The 22,049-nt window shown below is 41.6% G+C and carries 25 protein-coding genes; 10 read left to right on the top strand and 15 right to left on the bottom strand.

The window, feature by feature from the left end:
* Positions 1-146 precede the first annotated feature (146 nt).
* Complete coding sequence (locus tag AC2YHV_RS01750; RefSeq protein WP_063575671.1) at positions 147-1,367, bottom strand: MFS transporter; 1,221 nt, start codon at positions 1,365-1,367, stop codon at positions 147-149.
* Positions 1,368-2,057: 690 nt separating this feature from the next.
* Between AC2YHV_RS01750 and AC2YHV_RS01745 the strand changes: the two genes are divergently transcribed.
* Positions 2,058-2,375, top strand: a complete 318-nt coding sequence (locus AC2YHV_RS01745) for a hypothetical protein (RefSeq protein ID WP_487372475.1) — start codon at positions 2,058-2,060, stop codon at positions 2,373-2,375.
* A 37-nt stretch (positions 2,376-2,412) separates the two neighbouring features.
* A complete protein-coding gene (locus AC2YHV_RS01740) occupies positions 2,413-2,802 on the top strand; it encodes a hypothetical protein (protein WP_487372474.1) in 390 nt (129 codons plus the stop codon).
* Here AC2YHV_RS01740 and sodA read toward each other — a convergent pair.
* The gene (sodA, locus tag AC2YHV_RS01735; RefSeq protein WP_034308436.1) at positions 2,784-3,392 is read right to left on the bottom strand and encodes a superoxide dismutase SodA; all 609 of its coding nucleotides are present in this window, start codon (positions 3,390-3,392) and stop codon (positions 2,784-2,786) included. The two genes, AC2YHV_RS01740 and sodA, sit on opposite strands and share 19 nt — an antisense overlap.
* Before the next feature lie 143 nt (positions 3,393-3,535).
* Entirely contained in the window at positions 3,536-4,021 is a 486-nt protein-coding gene (locus tag AC2YHV_RS01730) for a DUF456 domain-containing protein (RefSeq protein WP_048677991.1), read from the bottom strand.
* A 162-nt stretch (positions 4,022-4,183) separates the two neighbouring features.
* Between AC2YHV_RS01730 and AC2YHV_RS01725 the strand changes: the two genes are divergently transcribed.
* From AC2YHV_RS01725 to ispG, 4 genes are all read left to right on the top strand, one after another.
* Entirely contained in the window at positions 4,184-4,951 is a 768-nt protein-coding gene (locus AC2YHV_RS01725; RefSeq protein ID WP_487372473.1) for a DUF1189 domain-containing protein, read from the top strand.
* Positions 4,952-5,133: 182 nt separating this feature from the next.
* Entirely contained in the window at positions 5,134-5,268 is a 135-nt protein-coding gene (locus AC2YHV_RS01720) for an anti-repressor SinI family protein (protein WP_223255837.1), read from the top strand.
* A 113-nt stretch (positions 5,269-5,381) separates the two neighbouring features.
* Positions 5,382-5,714 (top strand): type IV pilus assembly protein FimV, encoded by a 333-nt coding sequence (locus AC2YHV_RS01715; RefSeq protein WP_057278832.1) that lies wholly within the window; start codon positions 5,382-5,384, stop codon positions 5,712-5,714.
* Positions 5,715-5,926: 212 nt separating this feature from the next.
* Complete coding sequence (ispG, locus tag AC2YHV_RS01710; protein ID WP_187050875.1) at positions 5,927-7,039, top strand: flavodoxin-dependent (E)-4-hydroxy-3-methylbut-2-enyl-diphosphate synthase; 1,113 nt, start codon at positions 5,927-5,929, stop codon at positions 7,037-7,039.
* Between the two features lie 94 nt (positions 7,040-7,133).
* Here ispG and AC2YHV_RS01705 read toward each other — a convergent pair whose 3' ends face one another.
* Positions 7,134-7,604 (bottom strand): DUF4190 domain-containing protein, encoded by a 471-nt coding sequence (locus AC2YHV_RS01705; protein ID WP_268563537.1) that lies wholly within the window; start codon positions 7,602-7,604, stop codon positions 7,134-7,136.
* 168 nt (positions 7,605-7,772) lie between these two features.
* Between AC2YHV_RS01705 and AC2YHV_RS01700 the strand changes: the two genes are divergently transcribed.
* Positions 7,773-8,357 carry a 5' nucleotidase, NT5C type gene (locus AC2YHV_RS01700; protein WP_034308447.1) on the top strand — a complete coding sequence of 195 codons (585 nt, stop codon included), beginning with the start codon at positions 7,773-7,775 and terminating at the stop codon, positions 8,355-8,357.
* A 36-nt stretch (positions 8,358-8,393) separates the two neighbouring features.
* Here AC2YHV_RS01700 and AC2YHV_RS01695 read toward each other — a convergent pair whose 3' ends face one another.
* From AC2YHV_RS01695 to AC2YHV_RS01685, 3 genes are read right to left on the bottom strand one after another with little or no spacing between them, the layout of a single operon-like run.
* Positions 8,394-8,819, bottom strand: a complete 426-nt coding sequence (locus AC2YHV_RS01695) for a Fur family transcriptional regulator (RefSeq protein ID WP_034308449.1) — start codon at positions 8,817-8,819, stop codon at positions 8,394-8,396.
* 15 nt (positions 8,820-8,834) lie between these two features.
* Entirely contained in the window at positions 8,835-9,668 is an 834-nt protein-coding gene (locus AC2YHV_RS01690; RefSeq protein WP_034308452.1) for a metal ABC transporter permease, read from the bottom strand.
* A 21-nt stretch (positions 9,669-9,689) separates the two neighbouring features.
* A complete protein-coding gene (locus AC2YHV_RS01685; RefSeq protein ID WP_440438882.1) occupies positions 9,690-10,454 on the bottom strand; it encodes a metal ABC transporter ATP-binding protein in 765 nt (254 codons plus the stop codon).
* Positions 10,455-10,665: 211 nt separating this feature from the next.
* On the opposite strand from AC2YHV_RS01685, the gene AC2YHV_RS01680 reads away from it, so the two are divergent.
* The gene (locus AC2YHV_RS01680; protein ID WP_034308456.1) at positions 10,666-10,926 is read left to right on the top strand and encodes a DUF2624 family protein; all 261 of its coding nucleotides are present in this window, start codon (positions 10,666-10,668) and stop codon (positions 10,924-10,926) included.
* A 109-nt stretch (positions 10,927-11,035) separates the two neighbouring features.
* Here the strand turns inward: AC2YHV_RS01680 and AC2YHV_RS01675 are convergent, their stop codons facing one another.
* Positions 11,036-11,929 carry a deoxyribonuclease IV gene (locus AC2YHV_RS01675; protein WP_487372472.1) on the bottom strand — a complete coding sequence of 298 codons (894 nt, stop codon included), beginning with the start codon at positions 11,927-11,929 and terminating at the stop codon, positions 11,036-11,038.
* Positions 11,930-11,941: 12 nt separating this feature from the next.
* Positions 11,942-13,255 carry a DEAD/DEAH box helicase gene (locus AC2YHV_RS01670; protein WP_034308462.1) on the bottom strand — a complete coding sequence of 438 codons (1,314 nt, stop codon included), beginning with the start codon at positions 13,253-13,255 and terminating at the stop codon, positions 11,942-11,944.
* Positions 13,256-13,896: 641 nt separating this feature from the next.
* On the opposite strand from AC2YHV_RS01670, the gene vrrA reads away from it, so the two are divergent.
* Both vrrA and AC2YHV_RS01660 read left to right on the top strand, forming a co-directional pair.
* A complete protein-coding gene (gene vrrA / locus AC2YHV_RS01665) occupies positions 13,897-14,583 on the top strand; it encodes a VrrA/YqfQ family protein (RefSeq protein ID WP_487372471.1) in 687 nt (228 codons plus the stop codon).
* Between the two features lie 126 nt (positions 14,584-14,709).
* Positions 14,710-15,654 carry a 4-hydroxy-3-methylbut-2-enyl diphosphate reductase gene (locus AC2YHV_RS01660; RefSeq protein ID WP_141994477.1) on the top strand — a complete coding sequence of 315 codons (945 nt, stop codon included), beginning with the start codon at positions 14,710-14,712 and terminating at the stop codon, positions 15,652-15,654.
* Between the two features lie 46 nt (positions 15,655-15,700).
* Here AC2YHV_RS01660 and AC2YHV_RS01655 read toward each other — a convergent pair whose 3' ends face one another.
* From AC2YHV_RS01655 to dnaG, 6 genes are all read right to left on the bottom strand, one after another.
* Entirely contained in the window at positions 15,701-16,819 is a 1,119-nt protein-coding gene (locus AC2YHV_RS01655; protein WP_098865759.1) for a Nif3-like dinuclear metal center hexameric protein, read from the bottom strand.
* Positions 16,816-17,523, bottom strand: a complete 708-nt coding sequence (locus AC2YHV_RS01650; RefSeq protein ID WP_057278884.1) for a tRNA (adenine(22)-N(1))-methyltransferase — start codon at positions 17,521-17,523, stop codon at positions 16,816-16,818. The genes AC2YHV_RS01655 and AC2YHV_RS01650 overlap by 4 nt, the downstream gene beginning before the upstream one ends.
* A 214-nt stretch (positions 17,524-17,737) precedes the next feature.
* Positions 17,738-18,106: a cytochrome c550 gene (gene cccA, locus AC2YHV_RS01645; RefSeq protein WP_328145143.1), complete on the bottom strand. Its 369-nt coding sequence runs from the start codon at positions 18,104-18,106 to the stop codon at positions 17,738-17,740.
* Between the two features lie 206 nt (positions 18,107-18,312).
* Positions 18,313-18,864: a hypothetical protein gene (locus tag AC2YHV_RS01640; RefSeq protein ID WP_487372470.1), complete on the bottom strand. Its 552-nt coding sequence runs from the start codon at positions 18,862-18,864 to the stop codon at positions 18,313-18,315.
* 178 nt (positions 18,865-19,042) lie between these two features.
* The gene (gene rpoD, locus AC2YHV_RS01635) at positions 19,043-20,176 is read right to left on the bottom strand and encodes an RNA polymerase sigma factor RpoD (protein ID WP_034308477.1); all 1,134 of its coding nucleotides are present in this window, start codon (positions 20,174-20,176) and stop codon (positions 19,043-19,045) included.
* Positions 20,177-20,211: 35 nt separating this feature from the next.
* Entirely contained in the window at positions 20,212-22,017 is a 1,806-nt protein-coding gene (dnaG, locus tag AC2YHV_RS01630; RefSeq protein WP_095389827.1) for a DNA primase, read from the bottom strand.
* Between the last annotated feature and the right edge of the window lie 32 nt (positions 22,018-22,049).

The raw sequence follows: 22,049 nt of genomic DNA, 5'->3' as shown, positions 1-22,049 counted from the left end.
TTCTATAGAACATTTATATTTTTTTCTACCTTAGTGTTCTAGAAATATTAAACATCTAACGAACTTTACATAAAAAGTGACTTACGGCTCATATATCCTAAATCCGTAAGTCATGTATATTGAAAAAAGGCCTCTAAGGCCTCTTTTCAATCTTGGTCAATGATATCGATTTTCCGTACAAACCAATATATCACGGTATGCCCTGCCCCGACGATCAACAGATAAACCGGCAGTAATTGCTTTAGGTCGAATAACATGACGGAAAGTATGAAACCTGATATGGATACAATCCTTCCAATATGAACGAACAATTCCCGGACAACGATATATTCAATCCTCATTTCCGCTGCTTTCCAAGCCCGGCCTATAATATCATAAGTCAGAGATATATATGGGACCAAAAGAATTGGATATGCGGTAGCGACAATTGCCCCATAAATGAGAAGCTTCCCGAATGTGATATCAAATGCAATCAATAAGACCCCTGCATACAACAGGATTCCTCCAATAAGTATCGCCTTTTTGCGCATCGGCTGTTTTATATATCGTGAAGCAAAAAAATACGCAACGAATGATATGGCCGAATTTAACAGACCATAGCTCCCTAAGGCAAGTTCACTATCCGTCTGAATGAAAACGGTAATCGAAATGATGAACATGAATGTGCCCTCTCGTATCCCTTGAAAAAAGTGAGCACGAGTGATCAAGAGCCAATTCCGATTATTTTTCCGTTCCTGCAATATCCTAAAGAAGCAGTACCTGCCATGAGCCGGACGTCTTTTTAACGAAAAGCTAAGAAAAACCGCAATGGAAAACAATAGCAAAGACAGCCCGAATACAATGGAATATCCCGTGAATTTCTCAAGCCTCGAAATGATGAACCCTGAAAGAATCGGGCCGACCATTCCCCCAATGGATGATAAAATCCCTAAAAATCCATTGAAGAAATCCCTGGTTTCCGGTTCAGTTATTTCAAAAGTCAAGACATTATAGGCAAGCCAATAAAACCCATAACCGATTCCTAACAGCCCACCAAGCAACCAAAGGAAATCCGTTGCCCGTGTGCCGACCAATAGGACCGATAAATAAAACAGGGCCAAAAAGATAACACCCAGTCGCAAAACAATGATTCGGTCAACCTTTTTCGCGAGCCTGCCGGCAAAGACAAAAGTAAGCGGTTGAAAAAGCACCACGGTTAGATTATATACGGCAATATCAACTATTTGACCGGATTGTTTCCACAAGTACACATTAACGAATGTATTGGATAAAGCAATACTTAGGCTGTACAGCCCGCCAATAAACAAAAGGAGGTGCAAATCCTTCTTCCCGCCCGCTTCACCCAACCATCTCTCTAAAATACCCATTGTTTTAACTCTCCTTTAAATTCCACTCTAGTGTTTGAAAAAACAAAAGAATTTATGTAAAAAAAGGTAAAGAAAACTCTTCGATTGGCGAAGACAGAGAAGTAGTTGCCCTTATACTGTTTTCCTTAAAAGCTCTCTCAAATAAAATTAAGAACAGTATAAAGAAAACTCTTCGACTGGCGAACCAGGATGGCGAAGACAGAGAAGTAGTTGCCCTTATACTGTTTTCCTTAAAAGCTCTCTCAAATAAAATCAAGAACAGTATAAAGAAAACTCTTCGACTGGCGAGCCAGAATGGCGATGACAGAGAAGTAGTTGCCCTTATACTGTTTTCCTTCTGAACTTGAACAGTAACAGTATAAAGAAAACTCTTCGATTGGCGAGCCAGGATGGCGATGACAGAGAAGTAGTTGCCCTTATACTGTTTTCCTTAAAAGCTCTCTCAAATAAAATTAAGAACAGTGTAAAGAAAACTCTTCGATTGGCGAGCCAGGATGGCGACGACAGAGAAGTAGTTGCCCTTATACTGTTTTCCTTAAAAGCTCTTTCAAATAAAATCAAGAACAGTGTAAAGAAAACTCTTCGACTGGCGAGCCAGGATGGCGATGACAGAGAAGTAGTTGCCCTTATACTGTTTTCCTTATAATCTTTTCCCTTTACATCAAGAACAGTATAAAGAAAACTCTTCGATTGGCGAGCCAGGATGGCGATGACAGAGAAGTAGTTGCCCTTATACTGTTTTCCTTAAAAGCTCTCTCAAATAAAATCAAGAACAGTATAAAGAAAACTCTTCGATTGGAGGGCCAGGATGGCGATGACAGAGAAGTAGTTGCACTTATACTGTTTTCCTTAAAAGCTCTCTCAAATAAAATTAAGAACAGTATAAAGAAAACTCTTCGATTGGGAGACGAAGGGGATGTTCATGAATTTGGGGTGTTCACTCGTGAATTCGGACTTTCACTCGTGTATTTCGAGTTTTCACTCATGAATTGGGGTGTTTACTCGTGAATCGTTGCTTTTATTCGTGAATTTTGAGCTTTTACTCGTGAATTTTGAGCTTTTACTCAGGAATTGGAGTGTTACTCGTGATTTTTGGGCTTTTACTCGTGAGTTTTGGGCTTTTACTCGTGAATTTCGGGCTTTTACTCGTGATTTTTGGGCTTTTACTCGTGAATTTGAAGATTTTACTCGTGAATTTATGCGTTCTCGTGAATTCGGAGATTTTACTCGTGAATTTATGCGTTCTCGTAAATTCGGAGCTTTTACTTGTGAATTTCTTTCATTTCTTTTGGGCGAAACAAGTAATACGAGTTGCCTTTATTTGTTTTTCTTTAATATTCCGGTTCGGATAAAAGAAACCAAAAAAAAGACGGGATTCCTTTTTACAAAAGGAATCCCGTCTTTTTTAATTACAAATTATTTTGCAGCGCTGTAACGTTTTGCAACTTCATCCCAGTTTACAACATTCCAGAAAGAATTGATGTATTCAGGACGGCGGTTTTGGTAGTTTAAGTAGTAAGCATGCTCCCAAACGTCCAATCCAAGTAGCGGTGTTTTACCTTCTGATAATGGATTGTCTTGGTTAGGTGTACTTGTTACTTCCAACTCGCCATTGTTGACTGCAAGCCAAGCCCAGCCAGATCCGAAACGAGTAGTAGCCGCTTTAGCGAACTCTTCTTTAAAGCTGTCAAAGCTTCCGAATTTTGAAGTGATGGCATCCGCTAATTCACCAGTTGGTTGTCCGCCGCCGTTAGGTGAAAGGATTTCCCAGAATAAAGTGTGGTTAGCGTGTCCGCCACCATTGTTGCGTACAGCTGTACGAACAGCTTCAGGTACTGCGTCAAGGTTAGCGACGATTTCTTCTACGCTTTTGCTTAGAAGTTCTTGGTTGCCTTCAAGCGCATTGTTCAGGTTTGTCACATATGTGTTGTGATGTTTAGTGTGGTGAATGTTCATTGTTTCTTTGTCGATGTGTGGTTCTAATGCATCATATGCATACGGTAATTGTGGAAGTTCAAAAGCCATAATAAAATTCCTCCCTATGTAAGCTGTTTTTTTGAGGGCTTCAGTTCTCGAAAGATACCTAAAGCTCGCTAGCAATAGAGTATCAAATTTTTGTAACCGTTTCAAACCATATGCCTCAATTTTTCATTTTTCGATTATTTTTCCTATGAGAATACCACGAATATAAAATATCCTATCATCAGAAGCTGAATGATGCCTTTTGTGATTACGCTGCTTATAAAGCCTACAACGGAACCTAGGCCGATTTTGGAAGCAGTAACAGGGTCTTGTTTATGTACCAGGATCTCTGCCAGGAATGCCCCGATGAATGGACCTATCAGAATTCCGACGAATGGAATCACGAATGGCCCGACCAGGAGCCCAATCGTACTGCCCCATATCCCCGCTTTCGTGCCGCCATATTTTTTGACCCCGACCATGTTGGCAATATAATCGGCTGCGAATAAAAGGATGACGAATAAAATTTGGACCGTCCAGAAAAACCAGCCAAAAGGTTCAAAAGAATAAAAAAGTCCATATAACAATATCCCGCCAAAAATGAACAAAACACTTGGGATGATTGGAAAAATCAGACCGACAAATCCCATTATGAACATGAGGGTGATTATTATCCAAAATAGTGTGTCCATATCTCAAAAGCCCCTTTCTCATTTAATTTATAATTTGATTTATCTCTCCATAATTACCTCATTACTGTTGTTTGAAACCAATGAAGCTGAATACAGGTTGTTTTATTTTTCCCATATAGTTAAAATTGGTTAGGAATCTTATATAGATAGGTGCTGAAAACATTGAACATATTCAAACAACTATGGGTTAGCATATTTTCCCCTAAAGATATCGCTTCCTTTCAAAACCAAGGTATCGGGAAAACGATTTTATACGTTTTCTTTATAAGTCTCATCGCCTTTCTCCCTTCAGCTTTTTATTTCGGTACAATGATAGTTGACGGGATAGATGCCATGCACGAAACAGTATCCGAAGACTTACCGGCATTTGAAATCAAAAATGGCACGTTGACGACTGAAGAAGATGAGCCATTTAGCCTGAATAAAAACGGATATCAAATTTTTGTGGATGGCACGGGAGCCTTGACCCCGGAAAAGGTAGCTGCAGAAGCTGATGAGGCTATCGCACTTTTGAAGTCTGACCTGGTTTTCGTATCCGGAGGCAATGTGCAATCCTCTCCTTATTCAGTTCTGGAGGGAAATAATCAGGAAATATCCACTTGGCTTGATTCAGTTGAATCTGTGCTGCCGATCATCATTCCATTGCTTCTACTCATATTATACCTGTTTACTGCTAGCGGAATCTTCATTAAAGTGACAATCATTGCTGCTTTTGGTCTTTTTTTCAAGAACGCTCTTGGCCGTCCACTTTCCTACAGGCATCTTTGGAGAATTAGTGCATACAGCATAACTCTTGCCACCATTTTCTTCACCATCATGGATGCTTTTCAAGCAGTTGTACCATTCGCTTCCATCATTAGCTGGTTTGTGACCTTGATGATGTTATATTTATCCATTAAAGAAACATCAGCCAATAAGATGGGAAATTGAGGTTAAATAAGATCCGGACCCACCTCGGTCCGGATCTTTTTGCTTTTGCACAAAACCGGGCAATCCTTGCCATTCCCTCGTATGACTACAGTCATCATTTTTTATATCTACTTAATTCGACAAGATACTCACCCAGTTATTACTATACTTATGATTGAAATAGGATTTAAGAGGGGATAGACGTGAAGGAGAGTCATATTGATGTACAGTGGTTGTTACTCATATTGGAGGCAAAAAAGAGTGGGCTGACCCAAAAGGAAATTCGCTCCTTTCTCAGCAATCATTCAACTATTAAGGATGTTACTCAACTGAAATAGACAATTTGAATGGCCACTCTCACATTCCATTTGAAAAATCGCCCATTTTTAGGCATATTTTTTGCCCCCTCCAAGTATAGATGAATTAAAGACAAGCTTGGGAGGATGGAAAATTGAAACGGCTACTGCTTTTTATCTCATTCTGTTTCACTTTATTTATTATATATTTTGATTTGACTACGGGTACCCTGCCGGCTTCCCATCCACCTGCCTCTACAGGCGAACCGGCCGTGCCTGCCAGCCAGCCTGCATCCGCACCATCTGCCGCTTATAAAGAAATCACCATGCAACCCGGGGATACCTTACTCTCCATCGTTGAAAAGGAAAAAGGCAAATCCAATCACCCAATCGAAACGATCATCTCTGACTTTCAAAGTTTGAATGAGGGATTGAAGCCCGAAAATATGCAGATTGGCAAAACTTATAAAATTCCCGTTTATAAATAACTTTCATATGGGGATTAGTGCCTTCACAAACACAATTAAGGGGATTTCCAAACACCAAAAACTCCCTTAAATAGGAAATGTCACTTATTGAAAAAAGATTATGCGTCCTATTTCCTTGTCAAGCGGTAAGTACATTGATACAATATTTCAGAGAAACAATTTAAAAATCAAAACTGATTTTTTCCTAAAGGAGAGAATTCCACTTGAGTGAAATCATACATCGCACCAAAACGCGGCCAATTAAAGTTGGAAACTTAACGATTGGCGGCAATAATGAAGTTATCGTACAAAGCATGACAACAACAAAAACACATGATGTTGAAGCAACGGTTGCAGAAATCCTTCGTCTTGAAGAGGCGGGATGTCAAATCGTACGCGTCGCCTGTCCGGATGAAAGGGCAGCTGACGCAATCTCTGAGATAAAAAAACGGATAAACATCCCTCTTGTAGTCGATATTCATTTCGATTACAAACTTGCTCTGAAGGCAATCGAAGGCGGCGCGGATAAAATCAGGATAAACCCTGGTAATATCGGACGCCGTGAAAAGGTTGAAGCAGTCGTGAAAGCTGCGAAGGCTAAAGGAATACCAATCCGCATCGGCGTCAATGCTGGTTCTCTAGAGAAGAAAATCCTCGAGAAATATGGCTACCCGACTGCTGATGGAATGGTGGAAAGTGCTTTACACCATATCAAGATCCTAGAAGATCTGGATTTTCATGATATTATCGTTTCGATGAAAGCTTCCGATGTGAATTTAGCAATCGAGGCATATGAAAAAGCTTCAAAAGCATTCGATTATCCTTTACATCTTGGGATCACGGAATCAGGTACACTGTTCTCCGGAACCGTAAAAAGCGCCGCCGGACTAGGTGCCATCCTAAGTCAGGGTATCGGAAGCACGATTCGTGTTTCCTTAAGTGCCGATCCCGTCGAAGAGGTGAAGGTGGCAAGGGAACTCCTAAAAGTATTCGGCCTTGCTTCCAACATGGCCACTTTAATTTCCTGCCCAACTTGCGGTCGAATCGAGATTGATTTGATTTCCATCGCCAATGAAGTTGAAGAGTACATCCAGACGGTTAAAGCACCAATCAAGGTATCAGTGCTTGGTTGTGCGGTAAACGGCCCTGGAGAAGCCCGTGAGGCTGATATCGGCATAGCCGGCGCCCGCGGTGAAGGTTTACTGTTTAGAAAAGGTCAAATCGTACGTAAAGTGCCTGAGGAGACGATGGTCGAGGAACTGAAAAAGGAAATTGACAAAATCGCTGAAGAGTACTATGAAAAACAAAGAGCCGAAGCTGCTGCAGCAGCATTACTAAATAAATAAAACAAAGAATCCCGAATTTTCATTATCGGGATTTTTTGTTTTTTATCATTTGAAAAACCCTTTGATGTAAATGACATCAAAGGGTTTAACGATGCTAAAAGAACGGGGCGATAAATATGCCAACGATGATGGAGACAACACCTATGCCGATGGCCCAAGTACCCAGGTTCGATCCCCGGCTTCTTGCCACTATACCTACAATGATACCCACAATCCCTAAAATGAAAGGCATCATGAATAACGATAAAATGGAGATGATCAATGCTATGACACCTATCGCTTTTCCTCTTGATGCCACATTCCCCAAACCATTCTCCTCTGCGTTCTCATCATTTTTATATGACCTGATTCGCTGAGGCGGTGTTGAAATCTCGGCAGACGTTTCTTCCTGATAACGGTTATCCATATTGGTTATGGTCTCACCGCTCTCATATCGTCTGTCATCTTCAGGTTTATCTTCATTATAATACCGCTCATGATGCTGATCATCCACAACGGATGGTTCACTGCCCTCTTTCGTCAATTGCATTTCATCGTCAATACTGGAGTATTGATCTTTTTCCATTCGTGCATCCCTCACTTTCGTTTGTGAAGCATTTATAGTGTATGTAAAAATCGCAGGAACCCATCGTGAAAATGGTTTCATGTCTTGGAAATAAATACGGGTTTTTACCAAAGCTATGATGGGATATGTTACACTATTACAAGTATTGAAAATGAGGAGAGATTCATCATGAAAAAACGTTTTGGCATCGATATAGACGGGACTGTCACAAGACCTGATTCCATGGTTCCCTTTTTAAATAAAGCATTTCAACTGAATTTAGCATATGAAGACATAACCGAATATGACTTATTGCCTTTCGTGAATGTTCCAAAAGAGGATTTCACTAAATGGTTCATCGAGACCGAGCCGCTCATCTATTCCGAATCATTATTGGCTGAAGGTGCAAAAGATGTATTGGAAAAATGGACAGAACAAGCCAACCTTTATTTCATCAGTGCCAGGAGCTCCCGTTTATTGGATGTAACGAAGAATTGGTTCACGAGTAATCAAGTCCTATATGATCATATAGAGCTTGTAGGTTCACACGATAAGATTGCTGCAGCCAAAAAATTCGAAGTCGATCTCTTTTTGGAGGACAAGCACGATAATGCAGTGGCGATTTCTGAAGAGTGTAAAATACCCGTGATTTTATTTAATACCCCTTACAACCAAGATCCCGTGCCTGAAAGGGTGATTCGGGTCAACAATTGGCAAGAAGCCTCTGCCTGGGTGAATCAATGGATGTCAGGGGAACCGGCAACTATAAAATGAGACAAGAAAAAACCATTGACTTGAGGTCAATGGTTTTTATGCTTCCAAAGATACGCTGCATGCAGGACAGCGTCCGTAAATTTCAAATTTATGCCCCGAAACATCGTAGTCCTTCAAGCTTTCCTGAAGTTCCTGCATCGGGCACAATTCAATTTCTTTCGTTTTTCCACAGTTCAAACAGATGAAGTGGTGATGGTGGGAAGAATGACCGCATGTAAAACGAAAACGCTTTTCCCCTTCCAACTCGGTCGCTTCAAAGATGCCCAGTTCGACAAATAATGAAAGATTTCTGTAAATCGTATCGAAGCTTAAACCTGGATAATCCTGTTTCATATTCTCCAATACATCTTTGGCTGTTAAATATTTATCGCTGGAAGAGAAAAGCTGAAGCATTTCTTCCCTCTTTCCTGTATGCTTAAAACCTTTATCTTTTAAAAGTTGCATGGCAGTAGTTACGTTCAAAATACATCACCCCATCTATCGATTTTTCCACTTATCAAACAAAATTGACAAGATGAGAATTAGTACAGCTATTATTACAATGGTCCCGCCGGGAGCGAGGTCAAGGTTGTATGATAAGAATAATCCGCCTATGACGGAAACTTCACCGAATAATACCGAATAACCAATCATCTGCTTAAAGCCCTTGGCAAAGCGGAGACTGGCTGCTACCGGGAGCGTCATGAGCGAAGAAACAAGTAATATGCCAATGATTTTCATGGAAGCGGCAATAACCAATGCGACCATGACGATAAAAATAAAATGAATCGCTTTATAAGGGATTCCAGACGCTTTGGCATGCTCTTCATCAAATGATAACAGAAATAATTCTTTATACAATAAAGTGAGCATCAAGGCTACGACTAGCCCCACTGCCAAAATGACGTACAAGTCCGCCCGGCTGACGGCACTGACACTGCCGAATAAATAACCATATAAATCCGTATTGAAACCATCAGCAATGGATATGAAGATGACACTAAGACCCATGCCGCCGGACATAATGATCGGGATTGCAAGCTCTTGATAATGCTTGTACACCCCTCTTAATTTTTCGATGAATAATGAACCACCTACAGAAAACGCCATTCCAATATAAAGTGGATTCAATCCTGCTAAAGATAGAAAGCTCTTCTGCAGCAATAAACTGAACGCTATACCAGCAAGCGCTACATGACTGAGCGCATCGGAAATCATCGACATCCGCCTTACCACGACAAAAACGCCCACTAATGGCGCAATCGCTCCGATGATGATTCCGGTCAAGAATGCGTTCTGCAAAAATTCAAATTGCAATATCCCCGATATCATTGGGCTATCCTCCAAAACATATTAATGATCATGATTTAAAAATTGGACTCCATGTCCATAAATGGACGAGAGTTCACCTTCATCCAACTCATTATATTCACAGGCATCCCCATGAAAATGAAGCTTTTTATTCAAGCAGGCGACATGTGTGACTTTATCGGTCACAGTACCAACATCATGGGTTACTAAAATCAGGGTTATTCCTAATTTTTTATTCAACATCTCAAGCATTTCATAAAATTGGTGGACGTTTTTTGAATCAACGCCAACAGTGGGCTCATCCAATATCATCAATTCCGGCTCGCTGACCAGTGAACGGGCAATGAATACCCTCTGCTGCTGGCCTCCGGACAATTCCCCGATATTGCGGTTTTGATATTCCAGCATGTCCACTGATTTCAGAGCCTTCTTCACCTTTTGCTTATCCTCTTTGCCAGCGAACTTAAATAAGCCTATTTTTTTGGTCAAACCGCTCTGAACCACCTCAAATACAGTGGCAGGGAATCCTGAGTTGAAGGAATTCGCCTTTTGGGAAACGAACCCGACCTTTTGCCAATCTTTAAAGCGCCGAATGTCTTCACCGAATATTTCAATTTTCCCCTTTTGGAGCTTGAACAGACCAAGCAGCAACTTCAAAAGCGTTGATTTACCGGATCCATTCGGCCCGACGATAGCTAGGAATGCCCCTTTGGGAATTTCAAGCGAAACATGTTCCAGTACCAGATCTTTTGTATATTTGTAAGATATATCTTCAAATTTAACTATGGGGTTTACTACATTATCCAAAGAGATCACCTATTTTTTAAGAATCATTACGATTAACAATCGTTAGTATAAATCAAAGAAGTCCAGATGTAAAGAATCCGGTCCTCCGAACAAGTCCCGATATGCCTTGAATCACAAAAAAATGTTATCTGAACCAATTTCGTAATCAAACAAAGTTTCATGTTCACATACATCCACTTCCTTCATATGTTTTAACAAAGGAGGAGATCGTTTGAAATTATTTGAAATGATGGTCAATCATAAAATCAATAGTATACGCCCAGATGAACTGCTTTCCCTTGCTAAACAGCATAAGGTTTCACTCACCCAAAAACAAGCACAGGATATTACTGCACTTCTAGCCGGTAAAAATATTAACATTTTTGATATACGTCAAAGACAGAACGTACTTGGTCAAATTACAAAAGTTGCCGGAGCAAGCACGGCCAGGGAAATAGAATCCCTCTTCAACAACCTTACATCCAATTTTTAAAGATTCCAAGCCTGCTGACGACAGTCTTTATTTGAGCATACTTAATCCAAATGCAAAATGAAAGGACGATTCATCTTCATATCGATGAATCGTCCCTTTCTATTTGTGATTATTGGAATCTGATCTTTTCCAATAAATCTTCTTCAAATTGTTTATTCTTGAACATATCAATTTCGAATTTATATGGGGCCTTTTTGTCTTTTTTGTCTTCCCCTACATAAGGTGTTTCCAGGATTTTAGGAACAGAGCTTAATTGCGGATGGTGGACAATATCATTCAAAGCCTTAAAACCAATATAACCGAAACCAATGTTTTCATGGCGGTCCTTACGCGTGCCGCGTTCGTTTTTGCTATCGTTTATGTGAAGTACCTTGATTCGGTCAACACCGACCACTTTATCAAATTCATTCAGTACTCCATCGAAATCCTCGATGATATTATATCCGGCATCGTGAGTATGGCAAGTATCGAAGCAAACCGATAATTTTTCATTATGGGTCACACCATCAATGATCATCGCCAGCTCTTCGAAAGATCTGCCACATTCGGAACCCTTACCCGCCATCGTTTCAAGGGCAATCTGAACTTTATCGTCGGCAGTCAGCACTTCATTCAAACCTTCGATGATTCTCTTGATTCCCAGTTCGCTTCCAGCACCGACATGCGCACCTGGATGAAGTACGATCTGCCTTGCGCCAATCGCTTCGGTCCGATCGATTTCACTGCGTAAGAAGTTGACTCCAAGTTCGTATGTGGCTGGATTCGTGGTATTTCCTATATTAATGATATACGGAGCATGGACGACGATATCACTGATCCCATTTTCCTCCATATGCAATCTTCCGGCTTCGATATTTAAATCCTCGATTTTTTTACGTCTTGTGTTTTGAGGGGCCCCTGTATAGATCATGAATGTATTGGAGCCATACGAAGCCGCTTCCTGACTCGCAGCAAGAAGCATGCCTTTCCCGCTCATTGAAACATGCGATCCAATCTTCAGCATCTGATTTCTCCCCTATTTCTTTCTCTGTATACGACGTTCGCGTTTTTTAAAGTTTTCCACATCTCGTTGAATTTTCTTCTTGTATCCTGGCTTGACTTTAGTTGGCTTCTTAATGTGCCTGCTCGCTTTAACATCGATATCAGATTTTTGTTTTTTACGGTTTTTCCGTTTATTACGTTCGTCGATATCAACCCAATCACCGTTTTGGATATCGGCATCACGGAACTCGATGCCCATTTTTTCAAGGCGGTTCAATGCATCTTCATCGGAAGTATCGTAAATGGTAGTGGCAATGCCTGAATATCCTGCACGAGCCGTCCTGCCCGTCCTATGGATATAAAAATCCAAATCTGAAGGCAATTCATAGTTAATGATATGACTTACACCTTCAATATCGATTCCACGGGAAGCCAGATCAGTCGCAACGATGAATTGATACTCCAAATCATTGATTTGCTTCATCATTTTTTTACGCTCACGAGGCGTTAAATCCCCATGAATTCGGCCGACATTCAACCCTTTTTCGATCAAGGAATTAGCCACATGGTCCGCCATTTTCTTTGTGTTCGTGAAAATGATCGCCAAATATGGATTATAACGAACGATGATGTCATGAAGCAACTGCTCTTTGTTCCGGTGGCGAAGCGGTACGAGAACATGTTCGATTTTCGAAGCGGTCGCCTGCTTGGGATTCACCTGAACATACTTTGGATTCTCCATATATTTATTCAAAAACGGCTTCAATTTTTCTGGGATGGTTGCCGAAAAGACAAGCATTTGAATTTTTTCAGCCATACGTGATGCAAATAAATCGACATCTTCTATGAATCCCATATCTAGCATAAGATCCGCTTCATCGACTACAAGCATTTTTGCTGTATACACCTGTAATGCCTGGGCTTCAACCAAGTCCTTGATCCGGCCCGGCGTACCAATTACCAATTGCGGCTGTGTCTTCAATTTATCGATCATTCGCTGTTTATCAGTACCACCGATGAAACAACGGACTTGAATCTGCTCATCCTCAGGGAAATGGTCAGCAATTTTCAAAGCTTCTTTGTAGATTTGGTTCGCTAACTCACGGGTTGGTGCGGAAATAATCGCTTGAACCTCATTTTTACCAGCATCAAGCCTGTTCATGATCGGCAGCAAATAGGAATGTGTCTTTCCTGTACCTGTCTGCGACTGTCCAATTAAGCTACTTCCCTTTAAAAGCGACGGAAGCACGCGCTCTTGAATTTCCGTCGGCTTATCGAACCCTAAAGTACGAACCGCATCTAGAATGTAGCTTTTCAAATTAAATCGTTCAAATTGATTTTGTTTCATCAAAAAACCCCTTTATCCTGTCAGTCATAAGACATGTCCTGTTATTATAATAAATTTTACACAAAAAGCGCAAGCGCCTGGGTTGCTCGTGAAGAAAATAGGGATTGCCACATAAGGCGCTTTTTGCCTTGTGAGGGCAATCCTCTTTTTCACATCGAGCTAGGCGCTGAAGCTGGATTACACAAAAAGCGCAAGCGCCTGGGTTGCTCGTGAAGAAAATAGGGATTGTCCCATAAGGCGCTTTTTGCCTTGTGAGGGCAATCCTCTTTTTCACATCGAGCTAGGCGCTGAAGCTGGATTACACAAAAAGCGCAAGCGCCTGGGTTGCTCTTGAAGAAAATAGGGATTGTCCCATAACGGGCAGGTCATCCACCTTTTCCAATATACCCCCATTCTAATCACAAAAGCGCATGCGCTGAGGTTAGTTCTCTTAAAATGGACTCTTGCAAACGAAAAGCCCCTGTCCTGGTCATAGCGTATCCCCCGCAGACATGGAGCTAAAAGACTACCGTTACCATCTTACCTTCTTTCCGGTTACTTCACAACTGCCCAGTCACTCTTTCCTCAAACCTTTTTTGTCGAGTTGCATAATTTATATAGAAGATTACACCAGCATATAATATTCTTAGGAGGTGAAACCTATGTTCCCAAATAGAAATCGTCAACCCGGACCCGCTTTTCCGCCACCCAATGGCCGAAGGAGGCAGCAGCCCCCTGCTCCATTCAGGCAGTCACCGCAAATTCCCCATCCTTATCAGCAGATGCAGCGTCCGATGATTCCAAACAGACCGCAGGTACCACAGGGACCTCAAGGTTTCCACGGCCCATTCAACCAACAGCAGCGGCAGGAAATGCCGCCAGCAAAGAAAGAAGGGTTATTGTCAAAAATACTCGGTAAGTCGAAACAAAAAGCAGCTTCTCCGAATTTGTTTGCGCCAGCGGGTTCCACTAACCAAAGTTCTTCAAGAAGGAGCGGAGGCGGTATCTTAGAAACATTAAAAAACCCCGATTCCCTTAATAATATGCTTTCCAACACGCAAAAGGTGTTGCAAGCGGCGGAACAATTCACGCCTATGGTGGAACAATACGGTCCAGTGATTAAAAACCTGCCTTCCATGTGGAAAGTTTTCCGAAGCATATCATCAGCCGATGAGACCAAGGACGACGGAGCTTCCGTTGAAAGCGGGCCCGCGGTTGAGGCACAAGAAAACAGTGAAGTAAAAACGGTTTCGAAGAAAAAAGAAAAAGCTATAGAAGCTAACCCCACTGCGCCAGTTCGTCCCGAAACCAAAAGGAAGAGATCTTCAGGTCCCAAGCTTTATATTTAAAGGCTACAAAAAAATTACCAATAACTGATTTTATGTAAATATGATGTTTTGTAATATCATCTATGGTCTTATATAATAGAAAGGTATAAAAAGTGAGAGTTTCTTGCCTTGAAGGAGGACACATAGATGAAAGTGATTAAAATTTCCCCGCGCGGCTATTGTTATGGCGTTGTCGATGCCATGGTCATCGCCCGAAATGCGGCTTTAGATAAAACCTTGCCACGTCCCATTTACATTTTAGGAATGATCGTGCATAACAAACATGTGACGGATGCGTTTGAAGAAGAAGGCATCATCACGTTGGACGGCAGCAACCGCAACGATATCATCGAACAGGTGGACAGCGGAACCGTCATCTTTACTGCTCACGGCGTTTCGCCTGAGATCAGGAAGATCGCTGAGAAAAAAGGGCTTGTGACGCTTGATGCAACATGTCCCGATGTTACCGCAACACATGACTTAATTCGGGAAAAACAAGCGGAAGGCTATCAAATCATTTATATTGGCAAAAAAGGCCATCCGGAACCTGAGGGTGCTGTCGGAGTTGCTCCCGATGTCGTTCACCTGGTTCAAAAGGATGAAGATGTGGAAGCCTTGACTTTGAATAGTGATAAGATCATCGTCACCAATCAAACAACGATGAGCCAATGGGATGTTTTGGATATCATGGATAAGGTCAAGGAAAAGTTCCCACATGCCGAAGTCCATAAGGAAATTTGCTTAGCGACACAAGTTCGCCAAGAAGCCGTTGCCGAGCAAGCTGGCGAAGCTGATGTTTTAATCGTTGTCGGAGATCCTAAGAGTAATAATTCAAACCGTCTTGCACAAGTGTCCCAAGAGATTGCCGGGACGAGAGCTTATCGAATCGCTGACATTTCCGAGCTGAACCTTGAATGGCTAAAAGATGCAGAAACGGTTGCCGTCACTTCGGGGGCTTCTACACCAACTCCTATCACGAAGGAAGTTATCGCATTTCTAGAACAATATGAAGAAAATGATGAATCCACTTGGAATACCGAAAAGAAAACGCCATTGCATAAAATTTTACCTAAAATTAAAGTGAAGAAATGATTGCACAAATACAAAGGCAGCCACTAAGGCTGCCTTTTTCGTGTTATCAAATAAAGCGGAATGGGTCTGTATTCAGCCTGGATGGAATGAATTCCACATCAAAGTTCTTTTCGCGGCACGTTTTTTCAAGGAATCGTGCCACCCCTTTTTTCATCACCTTTTCAACATTGTGGCCGGGATCGACGATATTCAGTCCAATCATCATCGCGTCATGGGCTGTATGGTAATACATATCACCTGTAACGTAAACATCGGCACCCTTGAATTTTGCTGTCGTAAAGTATTTATTGCCGTCTCCGCCCAACACGGCCACTTTTTTTATCGGACTTTGCAGATCTCCCACGACACGCACCTTTTCAACATCGAGTGTCCGCTTCACATGTTCGGAAAATTGTTCAAGCGTCATTTCTTCGGCAAGTACACCAATCTTTCCTAAGCCAAGTGACTCCCCTTTATTCTCCAGTTTATATATATCGTGAGCAACCTCTTCATATGGATGGGCTTTAATCATCGCAGCTAATACTTTCTTCTCGATATTTTCCGGGAATATCGTTTCAATCCGCATTTCAGCTACTTCTTCAAGCCTTCCTTCAGAGCCGATAACCGGTTCACTGCCTTCACCTGGCAAGAAGCGTCCGGTACCTTCCCCCGAAAACGAACAATTGCTGTAGTTCCCGATCGCTCCGGCCCCCGCCTTGCCCAGGGCTTCCCTCACCTTTTGTTCGTCGGTCTTTGGAACATATACGACCAATTTCTTAAGAGCTGTCTCATAGGTTGGAATCAATACCTCTGTGTCCTGCAATTGAAGTGCTTCGGCAAGTAAATCATTCACTCCGCCCTTAGCAACATCCAAATTGGTATGTGCAGCATAAACAGCGATATCATGTTTGATCAGCTTTTCGATGATGCGGCCTCCAGCTGTGTTTGTATCGATCCTTTTCAATGGTCGGTAAATTAACGGATGGTGGGCAATGATCAATTCCACGCCATGTTCGATCGCTTCGTCTACAACCTCTTCCAGCACATCAAGGGCAATCAGCACTTTAGTAACCGGCTTATTTAGCTGCCCGACATGCAGCCCGATTGGATCTCCCTCCATTGCATAATGCTTTGGGGAGAATTGTTCAAACATCTCAATGATTTTGTGACCATTCACTGTCTTCAACCTTTAAGCACCTCCTCGATTACCGAAATTTGGGATTTCAATTCATTGCGCTTCGTTTCCAGTCCGCTTCTTCCGCTTTCATCCAATTGTTCGATGATTCTCTCCAAATGTTTTTTCTCAAGCTGCCATTTTTTTATGAAAATATCACTGAATTGCTCTCTTAAGAATGGACCGAAAGTGAGGCCCGTTTGCTTGTTTACACCATAAGGGCGGAGCGGGTCTCCTTTTTTGGCAATTAAGATCTCATAGATCTTCCCATCTTCCTCAAGGATCTCCTCTCCACAAAGCTCCCAGCCGTTTTCGATCAGCCAGCTGCGAACATTCGCTGCACCGACATTAGGCTGAAGGATTAGCCTTTCTGCCTTGCCGAGTTTCGCTTTTCCGCTTTCCAATATACTTGATATTAAAGTCCCTCCCATGCCTGCAATCGTAATGCATGTCGCTTCATCGGGATTCAATACTTCAAGCCCATCTCCTTTACGGACCTCTATCTTGTCTCCAAGACCCGTCATTGCCACTTGCTTGCGTGCTGACTGATAGGGTCCTTCTACAACCTCACCTGCTATGGCGCTGGCACACAAGCCGTTAGTCACCGCATAGCACGGCAAGTAAGCATGGTCTGATCCTATGTCTGCCAGGATGCTTCCTTTTGGTATATGTATGGCAACACGTTCTAATCTCATCGATAGTTTTTCATGATTCATATTTATCAACTCTCTTAATTCAAATAATGTCTTGCTATAATTACTTTCCCATTCGATTATACCAAGTTCAATCGAAAAATTACAGAAAGGAGAAATAGGGTTCTTTCTAATGGGCAAAAGAAAAACTGCAATCTGGATTCTTCCTTTTCTGAACAAATGAAAAACTGACTCAAAAAGTTCGCTTTCCAACGATTTCTTGAGTCAGTTTCATGAATTATTTCAGTCCATGAATATATTTGGCCATGGCGTCAATGTTCTGTTCTTCGACTAAACCTGGTGGCATTGCACCTCGTCCATTAGTGATTACGTTTTTAACCTCGTCCACCGAAAGGCGATCGCCAACTCCTTTTAGAGCAGGCCCGACACCGCCTTGATAGGCGTCACCATGACAAGAGATACAGTTTTGCTTATAAATGTCCTCAGGTGATGCTGAGGCATTTTCTGTTTCTTCTGTCTTTTCGCCGCCCTCTTTTTCCTTGGCAAGATCTTTGGCATCACCCAAACCTTTAAACGAAAGTAAAAACATAAGTCCAATACCAAAAACCATGATAATAATAAAAGGCATTACTGGATTGCGCTTCATAGTATTTCCTCCCCTATGTAGAACCTAAACTTACCATATTTAATATTATATACAAACAGCTATATATTATTTTACTTGAAAAGAGTTTCAAGTAAAAGCCCAAAAATAGAAGATATTATATAATTTCTTAAAATTGTCAAAAACTTATGTATATTTCCAAACATTTTTACTTTTTCTTACATATGTTTCATAATACCCAAAAATCATTATTTAAAACCGCTGGAGTGTCCTTGAATTATATTATTAAAAAGTAAAGAGTGACCAGTGCTCAAAGGCTTCCCGCTATGGATCAGCTTCAGCTTATAGCCCAATAAAATCCAGAGTCCGCAATTAATGAATAAGAAAATATAAAGGATACCCGCTTTGCCGGGTGCCATGAATTCCGCCAAACTGACAGTTAATAAAAGCAATGATAGTACCATCCCCATCAACGCCACCTGAAAAATGATTTTCCTGCCTTTTAAGCGGCGGACTGCCAGCCCAAAGACAAGTATTGAAATTGTTGTCATAAGCATTTGCATTCTTATGGTTATTTCAGTAAAATAATTCAAAAATACAATAAATGCAAAAAAAGTTCCATTTAACACCCCGAAAAAGATGTCGTTTTTTTTGCTCGCGGTTTCATTCGATTTTGATGGCGGAATTTCGCCTTGACCGTATAATGCAAGCAGGTAATTACAATATTGCTCCGGAAGCATACGACTTTCCCTCCAGGAGTTTATTTCTTGAATGATGATTTTCTTTCTCATTTCATCCATGAATCTCACATCCTCATGATGATCTTCTTTTTAACGGCTAAGCTTTTAAATCTTTTTCCGTTACATGGAAAAATGGATAACCATTGTTCTGATTAGGATATTTTTACATCGGAATTGAAAAAAAGAGCCGCTCCCGAACGCTGGGCATTCAAAGAGGGCTCTGTTAAGGGCATATATTCTATTCAAGGAAATCTTTCAATCGTTTGCTTCGGCTTGGATGTCTCAGTTTACGCAGCGCCTTCGCTTCGATTTGACGGATACGCTCGCGGGTGACCCCAAACACTTTACCTACCTCTTCAAGAGTACGGGTACGGCCATCATCAAGTCCAAAGCGGAGTCTCAAGACGTTCTCTTCACGGTCAGTAAGAGTATCCAATACGTCTTCAAGCTGTTCTTTCAATAGTTCATATGCTGCATGCTCCGATGGGGAAGTCGCATCCTGATCTTCAATGAAATCACCTAAATGTGAATCGTCTTCTTCACCTATTGGCGTTTCCAATGAAACAGGCTCCTGAGCTATTTTCAAGATTTCACGAACTTTTTCGGGAGTCAGGTCCATATCCTCCGCAATTTCTTCCGGTGAAGGCTCACGTCCTAAATCCTGAAGAAGCTGTCTTTGGACACGAATCAATTTATTGATGGTTTCCACCATATGCACCGGTATCCGGATCGTTCTTGCTTGGTCGGCAATGGCACGGGTTATCGCTTGGCGAATCCACCATGTTGCATACGTACTGAATTTGAATCCCTTGCGGTAATCAAATTTTTCCACAGCTTTGATAAGTCCCATATTACCTTCCTGAATCAAATCAAGGAAAAGCATTCCGCGTCCGACATAACGCTTGGCGATACTGACAACAAGACGTAGGTTAGCTTCTGCCAAACGGCGTTTCGCTTCTTCATCTCCATCTTCAATTCTCGTCGCCAAAGAGATTTCCTCTTCTGCCGATAAAAGGTCGACCCGGCCAATTTCCTTTAAATACATGCGTACTGGGTCATTGATTTTCACGCCAGGAGGAACACTTAAATCATTTAAGTCAAACTCTTCTTCTTTTGCAAGTTTCTTCTCATCTGGATCATCTTCATCTTCGTCTTCCTCACCATCAGTGAGTATTTCGACGCCGTTTTCTGCTAACACCTCATAGAACTCATCCATTTGATCGGAATCCAACTCAAAACCGCCAATCATTTCAGCGATTTTTTCTAAAGTCAAAGAGCCTCGTTTTTTACCTAGCTCTAGTAGTTTTTCTTTCACCTGTTCAAGGCTAAATTCATTATCAACTTGTTTGGAACGTGCTGGTTTTTCAGCCATTAGTTCCCCTCCTTCCAGGACTTACACCTAAACGACTACAACATTTTACGCAATTTAATGATTTCCATGGCAATTTGTGCAGCAGTGACATAATCACTTCGTCTAACTGCATCTTTTTCTTCAACTTGTTTTTCTTTTATCTTTAACAACTTTTCATATTTCAACACTTGATTTATACAATCGGTCAGTTCTTTATCGGTAACTTCCTCATTCACTGACATCATTTCTATTTCCGAAACGATCCTTCTCAAGTTTGGATCCGGTAAATAAGTAAGGAAAAAGCTTGTATCCGGTTCATGTCCATCTTCATAGAACGCATATAAATAGGTGATGATTGCCTGATGTTCATCTACATGAAAGACCGTTTGCCCAAGCAACTGCTGAATTTTGAAAGTCATATCCCTGCTTTTCAGCATATGGGCAATCAACTTCGTTTCAGCATTATGGTGAGCAGGTTTTAACTTATGCTCATATTGCAGGGCCATTTTCTTTTGGGCTGCTGGCTGCGGCAATGTCCCCTTCTTGCGTTCCGTAAAGAACACCTGACGCTGCTGCTGTTCCAGCGCATCCAATGAAAGGGAAAATTCAGAGGATAGCTGCCGGAGATAATGATCCCTCTCCACTGCATTGGGCAATCGCGAAATTTCTTTAAGGACTTCTTCGATATATTGAATTCGATCTCCTTCATTATTTACATTTTTCCCTCGACGCAAATAATGCATTTTGAATGCCATGTAGGTTAAACTGGCCCCTATTACTTCAGAAACAAAGCTTTTTTCACCGAATTCCTTTATGTAGTCATCGGGGTCCAGGTTATCAGGCATGAGAGCGACTTTCACGGAAAACTCATGGTCCTGTAGCATATTGACTGCACGATTGGCAGCGTTCAATCCCGCTGAGTCCGAATCGTAGCAAATAAGTATCTGGTCAGTATTTCTCTTTAAAAGCTGGATATGCTGGTCCGTCAGGGCAGTGCCCATTGTAGCGACCGCATTCTCCACACCTGCGCCAACTGCTGAAATGCAATCGGCAAAGCCTTCAAAAATGACTGCTTGTTCTTTCTTTCGTATGTGTGGTCTTGCATGATGGAAATTATATAAAGTTTTACTTTTATTAAAGATTGGCGTTTCAGGACTATTCAAATATTTGGGCTCATCGTCCCCCATTGCTCTTCCTGAAAACGCAATCGTATTTCCTTGATGATCCATAATTGGAAACATGACTCTATTTCTGAAACGGTCAAAATATGACTCGTCTTTTTCCCTGAAAATAATAAGCCCTGCCTGCTCCATGTATTCCGCTGGAAACCCGCGTTTTAAAAGAAACTTGGACACGAAGTCCCATGAATCCAAGGAGTAGCCAATTTGGAACTTTTCTATCGTCTCTTCAGTAAACCCTCGTTTAAGTAAATATTCGAGAGCATCCTGCCCCTCTTTCGTATTAACGAGGAGATGATGATAAAACTTCCTCAGCAGGTCATGGGCTTCAACCATTTGCTGAGCGCCTGCCGGCATGTTGGAACGCTTGGAATCCTTATTGATTTCAACTTCCAAAGGAACATTTCCTTTTTCAGCTAAAACTTTTGCAGATTCCACAAAGCTGTAGCCTTCTATATCCATTAAGAAGGTAAAAATATTTCCGCCTGCCCCGCAACCGAAACAGTGAAAGATTTGTTTTTCCGTTGAAACGGAAAACGAGGGCGAGTTTTCACCATGAAAAGGACATAGGCCAAAGTAATTGCGCCCCTGCTTCTTCAGCTGGACATACTCCCCAATTAAATCAACAATGTCAACAGCTTCACGAATTTGATTAATTTTCTCATCTTCTATACGGCCATTTATCATTTTTCCACCTTGCAATATTGGTGATAGTT

Source organism: Peribacillus sp. SRI_006 (assembly GCF_057586375.1).
The sequence above is the reverse complement of the archived record's forward strand: the minus strand, read 5'-3'. Positions and strand labels throughout refer to the sequence as shown.